12 protein-coding genes are annotated in these 15,743 nt (G+C 66.0%); 2 read left to right on the top strand and 10 right to left on the bottom strand.

The genetic code is table 11. The features are described 5' to 3' along the window. Positions 1-16 precede the first annotated feature (16 nt). The 4 genes from ACUDTM_RS00815 to ACUDTM_RS00800 all read right to left on the bottom strand — a co-directional run bounded on the left by ACUDTM_RS00815 (position 17) and on the right by ACUDTM_RS00800 (position 5,624). Positions 17-3,187: an efflux RND transporter permease subunit gene (locus ACUDTM_RS00815; RefSeq protein WP_072168316.1), complete on the bottom strand. Its 3,171-nt coding sequence runs from the start codon at positions 3,185-3,187 to the stop codon at positions 17-19. 127 nt (positions 3,188-3,314) lie between these two features. After that, positions 3,315-4,538, bottom strand: coding sequence for an efflux RND transporter periplasmic adaptor subunit (locus tag ACUDTM_RS00810; RefSeq protein ID WP_088497191.1), 1,224 nt, complete (start codon positions 4,536-4,538; stop codon positions 3,315-3,317). A gap of 91 nt (positions 4,539-4,629) precedes the next feature. Beyond that, positions 4,630-5,400, bottom strand: a complete 771-nt coding sequence (locus ACUDTM_RS00805) for an SDR family NAD(P)-dependent oxidoreductase (protein ID WP_072168317.1) — start codon at positions 5,398-5,400, stop codon at positions 4,630-4,632. Continuing rightward, positions 5,397-5,624, bottom strand: a complete 228-nt coding sequence (locus ACUDTM_RS00800; RefSeq protein ID WP_049414419.1) for a hypothetical protein — start codon at positions 5,622-5,624, stop codon at positions 5,397-5,399. Before ACUDTM_RS00800 ends, ACUDTM_RS00805 begins: the two co-directional genes overlap by 4 nt. 147 nt (positions 5,625-5,771) lie before the next feature. On the opposite strand from ACUDTM_RS00800, the gene ACUDTM_RS00795 reads away from it, so the two are divergent. Continuing rightward, positions 5,772-6,803 (top strand): LysR family transcriptional regulator, encoded by a 1,032-nt coding sequence (locus tag ACUDTM_RS00795; RefSeq protein WP_061477953.1) that lies wholly within the window; start codon positions 5,772-5,774, stop codon positions 6,801-6,803. A 202-nt stretch (positions 6,804-7,005) separates the two neighbouring features. Here the strand turns inward: ACUDTM_RS00795 and ACUDTM_RS00790 are convergent, their stop codons facing one another. Together ACUDTM_RS00790 and ACUDTM_RS00785 are read right to left on the bottom strand one after the other, a co-directional pair. After that, positions 7,006-7,701, bottom strand: coding sequence for an OmpA family lipoprotein (locus ACUDTM_RS00790; RefSeq protein ID WP_005416156.1), 696 nt, complete (start codon positions 7,699-7,701; stop codon positions 7,006-7,008). A 139-nt stretch (positions 7,702-7,840) separates the two neighbouring features. After that, the gene (locus ACUDTM_RS00785; RefSeq protein WP_072168318.1) at positions 7,841-9,256 is read right to left on the bottom strand and encodes a cryptochrome/photolyase family protein; all 1,416 of its coding nucleotides are present in this window, start codon (positions 9,254-9,256) and stop codon (positions 7,841-7,843) included. 109 nt (positions 9,257-9,365) lie between these two features. Between ACUDTM_RS00785 and ACUDTM_RS00780 the strand changes: the two genes are divergently transcribed. Then, positions 9,366-9,950 carry an SMI1/KNR4 family protein gene (locus ACUDTM_RS00780; protein ID WP_053499158.1) on the top strand — a complete coding sequence of 195 codons (585 nt, stop codon included), beginning with the start codon at positions 9,366-9,368 and terminating at the stop codon, positions 9,948-9,950. A 19-nt stretch (positions 9,951-9,969) separates the two neighbouring features. On the opposite strand, the gene ACUDTM_RS00775 is transcribed toward ACUDTM_RS00780, so the two are convergent. The 4 genes from ACUDTM_RS00775 to ACUDTM_RS00760 are packed head-to-tail and all read right to left on the bottom strand — an operon-like array spanning position 9,970 to position 15,587. Beyond that, positions 9,970-10,584 (bottom strand): inorganic diphosphatase, encoded by a 615-nt coding sequence (locus tag ACUDTM_RS00775; protein ID WP_088497189.1) that lies wholly within the window; start codon positions 10,582-10,584, stop codon positions 9,970-9,972. Between the two features lie 10 nt (positions 10,585-10,594). Beyond that, entirely contained in the window at positions 10,595-11,962 is a 1,368-nt protein-coding gene (locus ACUDTM_RS00770) for a metallophosphoesterase (RefSeq protein ID WP_445391046.1), read from the bottom strand. Next, the gene (locus ACUDTM_RS00765; RefSeq protein WP_445391045.1) at positions 11,959-13,074 is read right to left on the bottom strand and encodes a phytase; all 1,116 of its coding nucleotides are present in this window, start codon (positions 13,072-13,074) and stop codon (positions 11,959-11,961) included. Before ACUDTM_RS00765 ends, ACUDTM_RS00770 begins: the two co-directional genes overlap by 4 nt. Next, positions 13,074-15,587: a TonB-dependent receptor gene (locus ACUDTM_RS00760; RefSeq protein WP_445391461.1), complete on the bottom strand. Its 2,514-nt coding sequence runs from the start codon at positions 15,585-15,587 to the stop codon at positions 13,074-13,076. Before ACUDTM_RS00760 ends, ACUDTM_RS00765 begins: the two co-directional genes overlap by 1 nt. Between the last annotated feature and the right edge of the window lie 156 nt (positions 15,588-15,743).

Raw genomic sequence — 15,743 nt, 5'->3', positions numbered from 1 at the left:
TCAGCAACGTTCCCTGTCAGTGATGGATGGTCGGTTCGCCGTGCTGCACCAGCTGGCCACCACCGTTGCGGGTGACGAACTTGCGCAGGGCCACGTAGAACACGGGGGTGAGGAACAGGCCGAACAGCGTCACACCCAGCATGCCAGCAAACACGGTGATGCCGGTCACCGAGCGCACTTCGGCGCCTGCACCGTGAGACAGCACCAGCGGCACCGTGCCGGCGATGAAGGCGATGGAGGTCATCACAATCGGGCGCAGGCGCAGGCGGCAGGCTTCCAGCGCGGCTTCAACGATACCCTTGCCGCCCATCTCCAGCTCTCTGGCGAATTCGACGATCAGGATCGCGTTCTTGCACGCCAGGCCCATCAGCACCACCAGGCCGACCTGCACGAACACGTTGTTGTCACCGCCGGTCAGCCACACGCCGAACAACGCGGACAGCAGGGTCATCGGCACGATCAGGATCACCGCCAGCGGCAGCGACCAGCTCTCGTACAGCGCGGCCAGCACCAGGAAGGCCAGCATGATCGCCACCGGGAACACGATGAAGGCGGCCTTGCCCTGGGTTGCCTGCTGGTAGCTCAGGTCGGTCCATTCGGTGGTCATGCCCACCGGCAGCACCTTGCCGGCGATCTCGGTCAGCTTGGTCATCGCTTCGGCCGAGGACAGAAGGCGCGGGTCGGCTTCACCGGCCAGGTCCGCTGCCGGATAGCCATTGAAGCGCAGCACCGGGTCCGGGCCGAAGGTCTGCTTGATGGTGACCATCGAACCGATCGGCACCATCTCGCCGCGGTCGTTGCGGGTACGCAGCTTGCCGATGTCCTCGACCGTCTCGCGGTACGGACCATCTGCCTGGGCGATCACCTGCCAGGTGCGGCCGAACTGGTTGAAGTCGTTGACGTAGGCCGAACCCAGGTAGGTCTGCAACGTGTCGAACAGCTCGGTGAGCTGCACGCCCTGTGCCTTGGCCTTGACGCGGTCGACCTCGGCATCGAGCTGCGGCACGTTGGCCTGGTAGCTGGAAATCGGGAAGGCCATGCCCGGCGTCTGCGCAACGGTGCCCTGCATGGCCTGCACGGCATTCTGCAGCGCGCCGTAACCCAGGTTGCCACGGTCCTCGATGAACATCTGGTAGCCATTGCCATTGCCCAGGCCGAGGATCGGCGGCGGCATCATCGCGAACGCGAAGCCTTCCTGCAGGCCGGCGATCTTCTGGTTGATCTCGGCATTGATCTGCGCGGCGGTGCGGCCATGGCGCTCGGCGAACGGCTTGAGTGGGATGAACGCCACACCGGTGTTCGGCGTATTGGTGAACTGCAGCGCGTTCAGACCGGGGAACGAGATGGTGTGAGCGACGCCATCGGTTTCTTGGGCGATCTTGGCGACCTTGCGCAGCATTTCATCGGTGCGGGCGATCGACGAACCTTCCGGCAGCTTCACACCGGCGATCAGGTACAGCTTGTCCTGGGTCGGAATGAAGCCCGGCGGTACCAGCTTGAAGATCACGCCGGTACCGACCAGCAGGATCGCGTAGACCACGAACACCGCACCGCGGCGGCCGAGGATGCGGGCCACGCCACGCTCGTACTTCTCCGAGCTGGACTTGAAGAAGCGGTTGAACGGACGGAACACCCAGCCGAACAGGCGGTCGATCAGGCGGCTCGGGCCGTCCTTCGGAGCGCCATGGGCCTTCAGCAGGCGCGCGGCCAGGGCTGGCGACAGGGTCAACGAATTGATCGCCGAGATCACCGTGGAAATGGCAATGGTGACCGCGAACTGCTTGTAGAACTGGCCGGTGACACCGGACAGGAAGGCCATCGGCACGAACACGGCACACAGCACCAGCGCGATCGCCACGATCGGGCCGGACACTTCGCGCATGGCCTGGTGGGCCGCGGCGGTGGGTGACAGGCCTTCCTCGATGTTGCGTTCAACGTTCTCCACCACCACGATCGCGTCGTCGACCACGATGCCGATCGCCAGCACCAGGCCGAACAGGCTCAGCGTATTGATCGAGAAGCCCAGCAGGTACAGCGCGGCGAACGTACCCACCACCGACACCGGCACCGCGATCAACGGAATGATCGACGCACGCCAGGTCTGCAGGAACAGGATCACGACCAGCACCACCAGGGCGATCGCTTCCAGCAGCGTGGAGACCACGGCCTTGATCGAGTCGCGCACGAAGATGGTGGTGTCATACACCGCTTCGTACTTCACATCGGCCGGCATGGTCTTCTGCATCTCGTCCATCGTCGAGATGACCTGATCGCGGATTTCCAGCGCGTTGGCACCCGGCGACTGGAAGATACCGATACCCACCGCGTTCTTGCCGTCCAGCTGCGAGCGCAGGGTGTAGTCGCCCGCACCCAGTTCCAGGCGGGCCACGTCGGACAGGCGCACGATCTCGCCATCGGTGCCGCTCTTGAGCACGATGTCGCCGAATTCCTTTTCGGTCTTCAGACGGCCCTGGGCATTGATCAGGGTCAGGAACTTGCTGTCCGGCAGCGGTTCGGCGCCGAGCTGGCCGGCCGAAACCTGCACGTTCTGCTCGCGCATGGCACGCACCACGTCGCTGGCGGTCAGGCCGCGCGAGGCCACCTTGTCCGGGTCCAGCCAGGCACGCATGGCGTAGTCGCCGCCACCGAAGATCTGCGCGTCACCCACGCCCGGAATACGCGCCAGCGCATCCTTGACGTGCAGGCGCGCGTAGTTGCGCAGGTACAGGGTGTCGTACTTGCCTTGCGGCGAGGTCAGGTGCACCACCATCAGGAAGGTCGGCGACTGCTTCTGCGTAGTCACGCCCTGCCGGCGCACGTCCTCGGGCAGGCGCGCCTGCGCCTGCGCCACGCGGTTCTGCACCTTCACCGCCGCTGCGTCCGGGTCCGTGCCCGGGCGGAAGGTGACGGTCATCTGCAGCACGCCGTCCGAGCCGGCCACCGACTTCAGGTACATCATGCCTTCGACGCCGTTGATGGCCTCTTCAAGCGGCGTGGCGACGGTCTCGGCAATGACCTTGGGGTTGGCGCCCGGATACACCGTGCGTACGACCACCGACGGCGGCACCACTTCGGGGTACTCACTGATCGGCAGGATTGGAATCGTGATCAGGCCTGCGGCGAAGATCACGATCGACAGCACCGCCGCGAAGATCGGCCTGTCGATGAAGAAGCGGGAAAAGTCCATGGAGGAATTCCTGGGAAAGGCATTCGGCGGGCAACAGCCACCCCGCCCCTCGCCGGGATGACGAAGGCAGGGAAGGCTGCCGCTGGCGCCGGCAGCTAAGCGGAAACGCGGATCAGGAGACGGCGGATCAGTGCTTCAGGGCAGCGGTGGCATCGCGGCCCGGTGCCGGCGCCGGCTGTGGCTGCATCGCCACCGCCTTGGCCTGCACCGGCATGCCCGGCATGAAGACCTTCTGCACGCCATCGATGATCACCTTGTCACCGGCGGCCAGGCCGTGCTCGACGATACGCAGGCCGTCGGCGGTGCGGCCGAGCTGGATGTCACGGCGCTGGGCCTTGCCATCCTTGTCGACCACGTACACGTACTTGCGGTCCTGGTCGGTCAGCACGGCCTTGTCGTCGATCAGCAGCGCCTGGAACTGGCCGCTGCCAAGCAGCTGCACGCGGGCGAACAAGCCCGGCGTGAACTGGCGATCGGCGTTGTCCAGCAGCGCGCGGACGCGGATGGTCCCGGTACTGCGGGCGACCTGGTTGTCGAGGAAGTCGACCTTGCCCGTGTGCGGGTAGCCTTCTTCACCGGACAGGCCGACCTTCACCGGCAGCGCGCTGTCACGCTCGCTCGGGCGCTCACCCTTGCGTGCCATCTGGGCGTAGCGCAGGAAGGTGCCTTCGTCGGCATCGAAGTAGACGAACACCGTGTCCAGCGAGACCAGCGTGGTCAGCACGCTGGCGCTGTCGCCGGCGGTGACCAGGTTGCCGGCGGTGACCATCGCGCGGCCGGCACGGCCGTCGATCGGTGCCCGCACCTTGGTGAACTCAAGATTGAGGCGGGCGGCATCCAATGCTGCCTGCGCGGCCTGCACGGCGGCGCCGGACTGGTCGGCAGCCGCACGGCGCTGCTCGGCGGTCTCGGTGGAGATCGCCTGCTGCTCGGACAGCCGCTTGGCGCGCTCGGACTCGCTGCGGGCCAGCGTGGCCTGGGTACGGGCGCGGGCCAGTTCGGCGGCTGCCCGATCGTACTCGGCCTGGTAACTGCGCGCGTCGATGGTGAAGAGCACTTCGCCCTTCTTCACTTCCTGGCCTTCAACGTAGTTGACCTTGTCGATGTAGCCGGACACGCGCGGACGCAGTTCAACGCTCTGCACCGCTTCGACGCGGCCACTGAACTCGTCCCACTGGCTGACCTGCTTGACCAGCACCGGCGCGGCGCTGACCTGCGGCGGCGGCGGTGCACCGCCTTCTTCGGCATGGCCGCCGCTGCAGGCTGCAAGCACGGCCGCGGCGAGGATCGACACGCCGGCCATCGCAATGCGATGGCCGAAACGATGTGGGGTGGTATTGGGGGAAGTCATGGCATGCATCCGTACGGAGGGGTGGTACAGCGATATGAGAACGTGTTGCAAAAATCGGCGGCGAATACTGCGACCTCAACCATGGTCGAGGTCAAGCGATGCCTGCGGTGTCGCGCCACAGCGGAGGAACTTCCAGGTGCAGCAGGCCACGCGGCAATTCGGCATCGCTGCTGTCGCAGCGGACGATGGCGCGGTTGTCGCGGCACCCATCAAGCAGGGAGACCACACGACGACCGACCAGCAGCGAGCTGGGCCACTCGATGCAGGCATTGGCCGCGTTGGCCGGGGTACACACCGGGCTGCAGACTTCCAGCATCTGCGCGCGCACGCCCAGCGCCTGCGCTTCCTGGTGCACCACCTGCGCGTACATGCGCAGTGCGGCGGTGGTGATCGAGGTCTCGCCGTAGCCCGCCCAGGGCTTGGCGTTGGCCGGGCTGCCGATCATCACGTAGCGGCGCGCATGCACGTTGTCCTGCAGCAGCGGCAGCAGGTGGCGCACGGCGTGCACGTGCGGCATCAGGTCGGCCTGCATCGCGCCCAGCAGCTCATCGCCCTTGCGGTCGATCACCCGGCCGCGACGGTAGGGGCCACCCATGGCCGCGATCACGGCGGCCAACGGACGCGGGCGCTGCGCGATGCGTTCGGCCAGCGCGCGTGCCGAGCCGTCATCGCTGAGCGAACCCAGCAGCGTCTCCAGTCCGGGCTCATCCGCGAACTGCTCATGCAGCGCGGCCAGCCGGCCCGGATCGCGGCCAACCACCAGCACCGGGCTGCCGGCTTCCAGCAACGCGCCGACCACGCCCTGGCCGACGGCACCGGTACCGCCAAGGACCAGGACTTCGGGCGTCAGTATCCCATTCACGGGACATTTCCTCCCAAATCCGGGATAGTCCCGATTCGACGCAGCCGGTCGCCCTTGTGCGGGACCAGGCGGATGGCACCGCCACGCTGCTGACGCATGGGCGCGGTAAACTCACGAAAGTCCTTGTGTACCAAGGAACTCGGACGGGCTTCGACGGTCATCGCCAGGTCCAGGGTGTTCTGGCCGGCGTTCCGGAGTCGGGCAAGAATGTTGCGCAGGCTCATGGCGGACGGGCTCCAATTAACGAATGGCGCCACGATAGACCTCAAACCTTTACTTGATTAGTCCTGATTAAGGGGAATAATCATCCCGCACCCGGTCCAATCGTTCTGTCACGATTGTCCCATCCCCGACGTCCAGGACCCCCGACCATGTCCCACGATCTCAACGAGACGCTGATCTTCGTCAAAGTGGTCGAGCAAGGCAGCTTCATTGCTGCTGCCAAATCGCTCGGCCTGCCCAAGACCACGGTCAGCCGCAAAGTGCAGGAGCTGGAAACGCGCCTGGGCGCGCGCCTGCTGCACCGGACCACGCGCCGCCTCGGCCTGACCGAAGCCGGTTCGATCTATCACGAGCACTGCCAGCGCATCGCGCGCGAGCTGGAAGAAGCGGAGAGCGCGGTGAGCCAGCTGCAGTCCGGCCCGCGCGGCTGGCTGCGCTTCACTGTGCCCTACTCGATCGGCATCACCTGGATTGCGCCGCTGCTGGGCCAGTTCCATGCGCAGTATCCAGAGATCCGCCTGGACATGCACATGGGCAACGAGAAGCTGGACCTGATCGCCGGTGAAGCGGACCTGGCACTGCGCGTGGGTGCCCTGCCCGATTCCAATCTGGTCGCGCGCAAGCTGGGCAGCCTGCGCACGCAGGTGTTCGCCAGTCCGGCCTACATTGAGCGCTATGGCGAACCGCTGCATCCGGAAGAGCTGCAGTTCCATCGCATCCTGGCGATGCGCAAGCCGTACCATACCGGCAACTCGCCGCGCTTCACCTGGCAGCTGGGCGAGAACGGGGGCGAACTGCGCGACTTCCCGGTCACCCCGCTGATGACCGCCAACGACATGTCTGCGTTGAATGGTGCATTGGTCTGTGGCGAAGGCCTGCTGCTGACCGGTGATGTGATGGCCAAGCCGTTCGTCGAATCGGGCATGGTGCGCCGCGTGCTGGCCGGCTGGACCGGCCCGGAAGTGGATTTCAATGCCGTATTCGCCGGCGGCCGCCTGGTCTCGCCGAAGGTGCGTGCATTTGTCGACTTCCTGGTCGAGAAGCTCAACTTCGATGCCAACTACATGCTGGCGCAGTGCCCCGGCGCGAAGCTGGCACAGCAGCAGAAGGCACAGGAAGATGCCGCGCTGGAGAACAGTGGCAAGCGGATCCTGGAGAAGGTGGCCGCTTCGGCGGCGTAACCTGCAGCAAGAGCGCCTATCCATCTCCTGGTAGATGCCGACCTTGGTCGGCATGGCTTACAGAGGGAGTCGAGCGCGGCTCGACTCTGCATGCGCTGTCGGCGTGCCGAGCAACGCTCGGCACCCACAAAAATGCCGCCTGCAAGGGCGGCATTTTCGTTCCGGCCGATGGCCGGACCGGCTCAAGCAGCAACGCTACGCGTTATTGCTTGAGCGGAATCACGCGAATCTCGACGCGGCGGTTCTTGGCGCGGCCGGCATCGGTGCTGTTGTCGGCAATCGGGTACGCCTTGCCGGCGCCCAGCGTTTCGATACGCACGCTCTGCACGCCCTGGCCGATCAGGTACTGCGCGACCGAGTCGGCGCGTTCCTTCGACAGGCGGTTGTTGACCGCGTCGCTGCCGATGCTGTCGGTGTGGCCAACCACCTCGATCATGGTCTGGTTGTACTCACGCAGCGTACCGGCCACGCCGTTGAGCGAGCCATAGAACTGCGGCTTCAGGGTCGCCTTGCCGAAGTCAAAGGTAATGCCGTCCGGGAGGTTCAGCATGATGTTGTCGCCCTGGCGCTGCACATCGATGCCGGTGTTGGCGGTGCGCTCGCGCAGTGCGCGTTCCTGGCGATCCTGGTACTGGCCGACGGCGGCACCGCTGAGTGCGCCGATACCGGCACCGATCAGCGCGTGCTGGCGCCGCTCGGTAGCACTGTCGCCGGTCAGCAGGCCGGCCGCCACGCCGATGGCGGTACCGATCAGCGCGTTGCGGCCGGTCCGGTTCTGCTGTTCGGTCGGGTTGCCGTACTGGTCACTCTGCACATAGGAGCCGCCGGTGGCGCAGGCCGACAGGACGGCCGCACTCATCAGGGCCAGTGCGACGTTGCGGGTGGTGTTGCGGATCATGAGGTTCTCCTTGGTTTCCGGTCGGCCGGCGGCTTGCGGGCGCAGAGAGGATAAACAGCCGAATGCGATGTCGGGATGATGATCCGGTGCGCCGACAGGGCCGCGTTCAGCTAACTGACCGGATCGCTCGGGTCACCTTTTACCCCGCCCCCGACTGGCGGTATGCCGCCAGCGCAGCATCGCGGCCCTCTGCCAGGTCCACCATCGGCGTGCGTGGGTAGTCAGGCGCGTGTGCGGCCAGGAGCAGAGGATGCTGCCACGGCGCAAACCGCGCCTTCACCGGCAGCGCCGCCAGCTCGGGCACCCAGCGGCTGATGTAGCGGGCCTGCGGATCGAACTTCTCGGCCTGGGTGACCGGGTTGAACACCCGGAAGTACGGCGCGGCATCGGCGCCGGTCCCGGCCACCCATTGCCAGCCCATCGTGTTGTTGGCCAGATCGGCATCGACCAGGGTGTCCCAGAACCAGCGCGCGCCATGCAGCCAGTGCGCGCGAAGGTGCTTGCACAGGTAACTGGCCACGATCATCCGAACCCGGTTATGCATGTAGCCGGTGTGCCTCAGCTCGCGCAGTCCGGCATCAACGATCGGCACGCCGGTGTTGCCGCGCTGCCAGTCGTGCAGTTGCGCTGCAGTCGGCGCCGCCCAGGGGAAGCGGTCAAAACGCGGATTGAGGTTGTCCGTGGGCGTCTTCGGAAAGTGATGCAACAGGTGGTAGGCGAAATCACGCCAGCCCAGTTGCCGCAGATAGCCGTCGATGTCGGCATCGGTGCCGGCACTGCGCCGTCTTTCCAGCGCATGCGCGATGCGCCACGGTGCGATCTCACCGAAATGCAGGTGCGGCGACATCCGCGAGGTGCCCACGCGATCGGGCAGGTCTCGCTGCTCGCGGTAACCGCGCAAGGCGCCGTCCTCGAACACCGACAGCGCCTCCAGCGCACCGGCTTCGCCCGGCTGCCAGTGCTCCCAGAAGCCGGTATCCCAATCCAGCGTCGGTGCAAGCTGTAGATCATCAATTGCGAGGCTGTCGACCGCGTGCGTCGCCAGTGCCTGCGGTGCGGCCTGCAGTGTCGGCAGGCGCCAATGACTGAGCACGTTGCGCCAGTACGGCGTGAACACCTTGTACGGCTGTCCCTGCTGGGTGGCGATGTCCCAGGGCTCGAACAACAGGCTGCCATTGCAGCTCTGCGCGTCGACGCCCTGCTCGCGCAGCGTGCGCTTGATGGTGGCGTCGCGAGGCTGGGTGGCCGGCTCGTACTTGCGGTTCCAGTACACCGCCTCGGCGCCGGTCTGCTCGATCAGCAACTGCAGGGCCGGCAGGCTGTCACCACTGCGCAGCACCAGCGACGAGCCGCGCGTGCGCAGGTCGGCATCCAAGGCACCAAGTGAACGGTGGCGCCACGCATCGGAGGCGGCACCCGGCGTCCACTCCCCCTCTTCATGCGGCGCGTGGATGTAGACCGGCACCACATGGTGACCGGCATCCAGCGCGGCCTGCAGGGCCGGATTGTCCTGCAGCCGCAGATCACGGCGGAACCATACCAACGCTACCGACACAGGCAATGCCTTCGTTGTGGAAGGCGCACATGATAGCCAGCGGTGGTGAAGGCGATGCGCGCAGACGCCGTCTGCTAGGCTGCACGGCCGCTACCCGATGGACTCTGACATGGATGATCTTCACGCCTCATTCGCCCGCTTCGGGCTGCTGCATGCCCAGCACGAGAGCGACTGGCAGGGCCCGTTCCCGCTGCCCCCGGTACTGGCACGCTTCTACGCGCAGGTCGGGCCGCTGGGCGAAGTGATCAATGCCCGGGTAGGCACCGCCGGCATCACCGTTCCCGGCCTTGATGTCTGGATACCGCCGCTGCAACGCCTGTGGAGCCATCAGGCCGGCTATCGATGGCATGGCATCAGCGGCGAACGGATCAACGACTGGCCCTCGAACTGGCTGGTGATTGCCGATCGCAGCGCTGATCCGTTCATCCTCGATCTGGACGACGGCCGTGTGCTGTTCAGCCATCACGGTGCCGGCCTGCTGGATGCCGACGAAATGGCTGCCGACGTGCCGACCCTGATGGCAGCTCTGGCTGCAGCAGGCACGGTGTACCTCGATGCCGGCGATGACCTTTACAACGACGATGACGATGGCGGCATCCGCCCTGAACACCAGGACGCAGCCGTACAGGCGGTGGCCCGGGTACTGGGCGACCGCCTGCAGGCCGAATCGTTCATCGAGACGTTGCTGGACTGAATCCACGCATGGCGCGGATCTACCTTTCGAAGCGCTTCATCGCTTCGCTGATCAGCGCCCGCGCCTCGGCGGCGTTGCCCCAACCGTTGAGCTGCACCGCGTTGCGCCCGGCCGGCAGGTCCTTGTAGACCCGGAAGAACGCTTCGATGCGCTGTCTTTCGATCTCCGGCAGATCGGCCAGGTCGCGGATGTTGGCGTAGGTCGGGTCAACCTTGTCGGTCGGCACGCCGATGATCTTCTCGTCGTGCTCGCCGCCGTCGATCATCTTCAGGTAGCCGATCGGCCGGAAGCGTACGATCACGCCCGGATGCAGGGGTTCACGGGTCAGCACCAGCGCGTCCAGCGGATCGTTGTCGCCAGCCAACGTGCGCGGCATCGAACCGTAGTTGGCCGGATAGGCGACCGGCATCGACTGGAAGCGGTCCACATGCACCAGGCCGTCTTCCTTGATCTCGTACTTGGTCACGCTGCCGGCGGGAATCTCCACCGCCAGATTCACCTCCTGCGGGGCTTCCCTTGGCTGGGCCACCAGGAACGGATGCAGCACGGTATCGGCAGCGGTCACCGCACTGGTCAGCAACAGCAGAGCGGCGCCGATGGCAGCGAGAGGAAGGATGCGACGGGGCGTGGTCATCGGCGTGTCCTCATTCCCAGCAGCGATCGGCGCGACCCTTGGCGGTCTGCGCACGCGGGCAATCACGCGGCGTGATGCGGCCTTCGGTCAGCTCCATGCGCTGTTTTCCCCCCTTGGCATCGCGGCGCAGTTCGAAGGCATCGTAGAGACGGCCGGTCACGGTGCGCGCTTCATAGCGCAGGCGCTGCGGGTCGATGTTCAACACCTGGAACAACTGGGTGTCTTCGGCCACTGGGTTCATCGTCCTGCGCGCTTCATCGGACAGGCGGTACTGCTTCGGTCCGGCTACAGTCACCACGTACTGCGGCGTCGCGGCCTGCCCCTCGCCACGACGGCCATAGGTGTGGTCGTGGCCCTGCAGCACCAGATCGACGTTGTGGCGGCGTACCACCGGCAACAGCACGTCACGCAGCGCGGCGTTCTCGCGCCCTTCGCGCGGCGAGTAGAACGGCTGGTGCAGCAACACGATGGTCCACGGCTGCGGATTGCCGGTCAACACCTTGTCCAGCCATTGCGCCTGTGCCTTGGCCGTGCCAAGGTCGAGTGCCGAAGTGCCATCGACCACCGCCACGCGCACGCCCTGCGCATCGAACCAGTAGCTGCTCTGCTGCGCAGCGCTGGCACCATTGCCCGGCAACGCGAACGTGACCGGCCAGTGGCGGCCCAGCACCCGGCGCTCCTGCGGGGTGTCCTCGAATTCCTCGAAGTACTCGTGATTGCCTATGGCCGGCGCCACCAGCATTTCCTGCGCCAGCCAGCCGACGGCGGAAAACCATTCGCCCCACTCGCTGTCATCCATGTTGTCGCCGCCGCTGACCAGGTCGCCGGCAAACAGGCTCATGCGTGCCTGCGGTGCGGCCTTCTGCGCGGCACGCACCACGCGGCTGACATGGCTGACGTTCTTGTTCTGGGTATCGCCGAAGTACAGCAGGGTCAGCGGCTGGTCGGCGGCAGCCAGCGTGCGCAGCTGGTTCCATGCACTCCAACTGCCGTTGCCCTGCACACGGTAGACGTACTGGGTATCCGGCTGCAGGCCATCGATATCTGCACGATGGTGGTGCGACAGGCCGTTCTCGGTCTGCAGCGCGCGGGTCGTCGCACGAACCTGGCGGATGCCTTCGATGGCCGGCGAATCTGCGGCCATTGCGATCTCCAGCAGCGGCGCCTGCACGCTGCCATCGGTGCGCCAGGCCACTGCGAACCCATGGCTGGAATCGGCCGCCGGCGAGGCGACGATGCGGTCCGGCACCGTCGTCGCTGCGTAGTGGCGGCTACCTGCCGGCACCTGGGTATTCGGTTCGGCCGCCGCGATCGACAGCGACGGCAGCGCCAGCAGCAGGCCCAGGGCCAGCGTGCGCATCACGAGCTGCCGGCTCATGCACCACACTCCAGCGGCAGCGCCAGTTGCTTGGCGATGCTTTCCCAGTCGAAGGCCACCACACCCTGATCGTCGTGTACGGCATACAGCGCGCCGTGCGGGAAGCGCTTGCTGGCTTGCTGCATCATCCAGATGCCGTCGGTGTTGGCCACGGTATTGCCCTGGAACGCGCCGACCGGCTTCAGCGTGTGCCGGTCGAACAGATGGAACACGCTGCGCTGCTTGCCCTGTTCGGTGGTGATCCACCAGCCATCCTTGCCGCAGGTGCGCAGGGTCACGCCTTCGGCCTGCGCCTTGAACACGTCGCGGCCGAAGGTGGTGCCGGTGAAGCGGCCCGCCAGGGTGTAGACCTTGAACTCGCTGGCGTAGCTCTCGTCTTCTTCGGCAATCAACAGGCGGTCGTTCTCGGGATCGCCCCAGATCGACTCGACCACGCGCAGCGCTCCCGCCTCGGTGGTATCGCCGATGCTGGCCACCCGCTTCGCGTCGACCTTCTCACCATTGCGGGTCACGTGATACTGGCGCACGCGCTTGTCCAGCTCGGCCAGCGGCGGCAGGAGGTCACGCCCCTGTGCATCCTCGCCGTTGTCCCAGGAGTCGGTGACGTAGACGCTGTAGCCATCGGCACGACGGTCGACCCACAGTCCGTAAGGCTTGCGCAGGTCGTCCGCAGCGAACGTCGCCAGCGGCGTGAAGTCCGGCAGGCGCAGTACCTGCACGCGGTGATTGTCGCGCTCCACGATCCACAGCAGGTCGTCGATCACCGCGATACCATTTGGGCGGTCGAACTGCCCCGGTGCGGTGCCGCTGCTGCCGACGTCACGCAGGTGCTGTCCGGTGCTGCCGTCGTAGACCACCAGCTTGTCGGTGGCCTTGGCGGTGGCGATCAGCCACAGCGCGCCGTCCGGCGCGCGCCAGGCCGCGGGGGAATCGATGTTGTCGGCTGGGGTCATCGGTGACAGGAAGGCTTCGGCGATGGTGGTCACCACGCGCTCGCCTCCGGCGGCCGGCGCGGCCGCTCCCGCAGCCGGATCGGTGCCGGTGGCCGGCGTGCAGCCGGCGACCAGCGTAGCTGCCAGCGCGGCGGCCAGGACGGTGACGCCACGCCCCATCACAGCGCCACCTTCAGGCCCAGCGCATAGGTGCGGCCGTACTCTTCCATCTGCAGGGTGCGCGAACGCGTGCCCTGGTACAGCTCCAGCGGCTTGTCCAGCAGGTTCTGCGCTTCGAAGTACACGCTCACGCGCGGGGTGAACCTGTAGTCAAGCGAGAAATCGAGCTGGGTATTCGGCGCAACGTAGATATCGAACGCGCGGCCCTTGCCGATGCTGTCCAGGTACTCGCTGCGGTACACGGCCGCCAGGCGCGTGCTCAAGCCGTACTTCTCATAGCCGATGTGCGCGCTGTAGACGTGCTTGGAGGCGCGTGGCAGGGTGAAGTCCTCGCCCGCACGGTCCTTGATGCCGGCATCGAACTTCGTATCCAGCCAGGTGCCACTGGCGCCGACCAGCAGGCCATCCAGGCCGTCCGGCAGGAAGGCCAGCTGCTGCTGCCAGTTGAACTCCGCACCACGCACGGTGGCCTCGCGACCATTGATCGGCTGCGTCACATCGAATCCACCGTAGGCCGGATCATTGGTGCGCACGGTTCCGACGATGTAGCCATCGATCGACTTGTGGAACAGGCCCAGCGAAACGATGCCGCTGCTGCCGATGTACTTCTCCACCGACAGGTCGATGTTCTTCGACTCGTACGGATCCAGTTCCGGGTTGCCCAGGCGCACTTCCTCGTCACCGCGGCTGTAACCCACGCGCGGCGAGACGTCGCCGAAGGACGGACGCGATACGGTCTTGTTGGCCGAGGCGCGCAGCACCCAGTCATCAGCCGCGTCATAGCGCAGGTGCAGGCCCGGCAGCACGTTGGTGTAGCTGCTGTTGGCCACGCGCGGGGTGACGGTGAAGCTGCGGCCGTTGGCGGCCACGTCCACCTGGTTGCCGATCGCCTTGAAGCGGGTGTTCTCCACGCGCACGCCGCCGATGATGCGCAGCGCACCCACGTCCCAGGTACCCATGGCATAGCTGGCGAAGATGTCCTCGCTGGCCACGTAATCCTCTTCCAGCGACGTCATCGCATTGCCGCCGACGTCCTGCGGGCGGGCGCTGTACTGGCTGCCGTTGGCTGCCCAGAAGGCACGCATCGCAGCCGAATCCATACCGTCGCCGAAGTTGCCGTGGCGATGTTCGGGCGAGGAGGTGGTCCAGCCCGCCAGCGTCACCTTCGGGCCGACGCGCAGTTCGCGCTCATCCACATTCACGTCGCGGTCGCGCCAGCGGCCCAGCAGACCGAACTTGATGCTGCTGCTGTCGCCGTCGAAGCGCACGTTGACCTGCGCGCTGTGCTCCTTGTCGTTCACCTGCTTGGGCGAAAGCACGAAGCGGTCGAACGCGTAGTTGCTGTTGTCCAGCCACTGCGGGTTGTCGAAGCTGTAGCTGGGCAGCCGGCTGCTCTGGTCCAGGCTGCCGTTGAACGCCTTGCCGTTGAGCTTGAAACGCGCCTCCATCTCGTCGTTCACGCGCTCTTCGGTACGGGTGTAGCCGATCCGGTAATCGACCACGGCGTTGGTCAACTTGTTCTCGCCGCCCAGGCTGGCCGCGAAGGTGTTTTCCTTCTTGGTGCGGTAGCGCATGCGCTTGTCGATCGAATCCTCCGGCATGCCATCCAGGCGGTACTGGTCGGTGCCGGTCTTGACCATCTTCGCGTCGTCGAAGTTGAAGATCACACGCTGGCGGGTCTCCGCATCGTCGAACTGGCTGTACAGCGTGCGCAGGTAGTACCGGCTGTCTTCGTCCGGCCGCCAGTCGAGGTTGAGGTTGGCGCCGATGCGCTTGCGCTCGATCTCGTACTTGCGGTGCTGCAGGTTGATCGCGGTCACGTCACCGGGGGCGGCATCGTCCTCGCCGTCGTACTCCACTTCGGTGTTGTCCGACTCGAACCTGCGCTTCTGGTAGTTCACGCCCAGCGCCACGCCGAAGGTGTCGTTGAACACTTCGCTGTAGTTGAAGGCCGCCTTCGGGCTGGTCTCGCCGGACAGCTGCTGGTGACTGCCCTCGATCTTGCCACGCAGGCTGCGACCGTCGCGGTCGAAGGCCGAGGCCGATTCCACCAGCACGGCACCACCGATGGCATCACCGGGCATGTCCGGGGTCGGCGACTTCACCACGCGAAGGCGTTCGGTGGAATCGGACGGGATCACGTCCAGCGGCGCGGCACGGCTGGAATCCTCCGGCGTGCCCACGGCGATGCCATCCACGCTGACGCTGTTGAGATTGGCGTCCAGGCCACGGATGACCACGAAACGGCCCTCGCCCTGGTCACGGGTCACGCTGATGCCCGGCAGGCGCTGCAGTGATTCGGCCACGTTCTTGTCCGGGTACTGGCCCAGGGCATCGGAGGACACCGCGTCTTCGATGGCGTCGCTGCCGCGCTTGAGGTCGACCGCGCGGATCTGCGATTCGAGCTGGGCGCGCACCTCGATACGGTCCAGGTCGACCGCGTCGGCCGCCACGGCGCCGGTAGCGGCTACCGCCTGCTGCCCGGCGGCCTGCAGCGGTGCCGCAGCCCCCATCGCCAGGGTCAGGGTGATGGCAACGGCCAACGGAGTCTTGATATGCACTGGGAATCCCCATTCCTGTTAAGAATGGGTCTGCACGGTATGTCCGCAAGGTTGCATGGCCGTGACATGCCTCTGCACATTTCATGTACAGCGGCCCCGGGCCCGGTT

The sequence above is a fragment of the Stenotrophomonas maltophilia group sp. vghtpe118 genome, from assembly GCF_052605195.1.
Note: the sequence above shows the minus strand (reverse complement) of the source record. Positions and strands in the feature narration are given on the sequence as shown.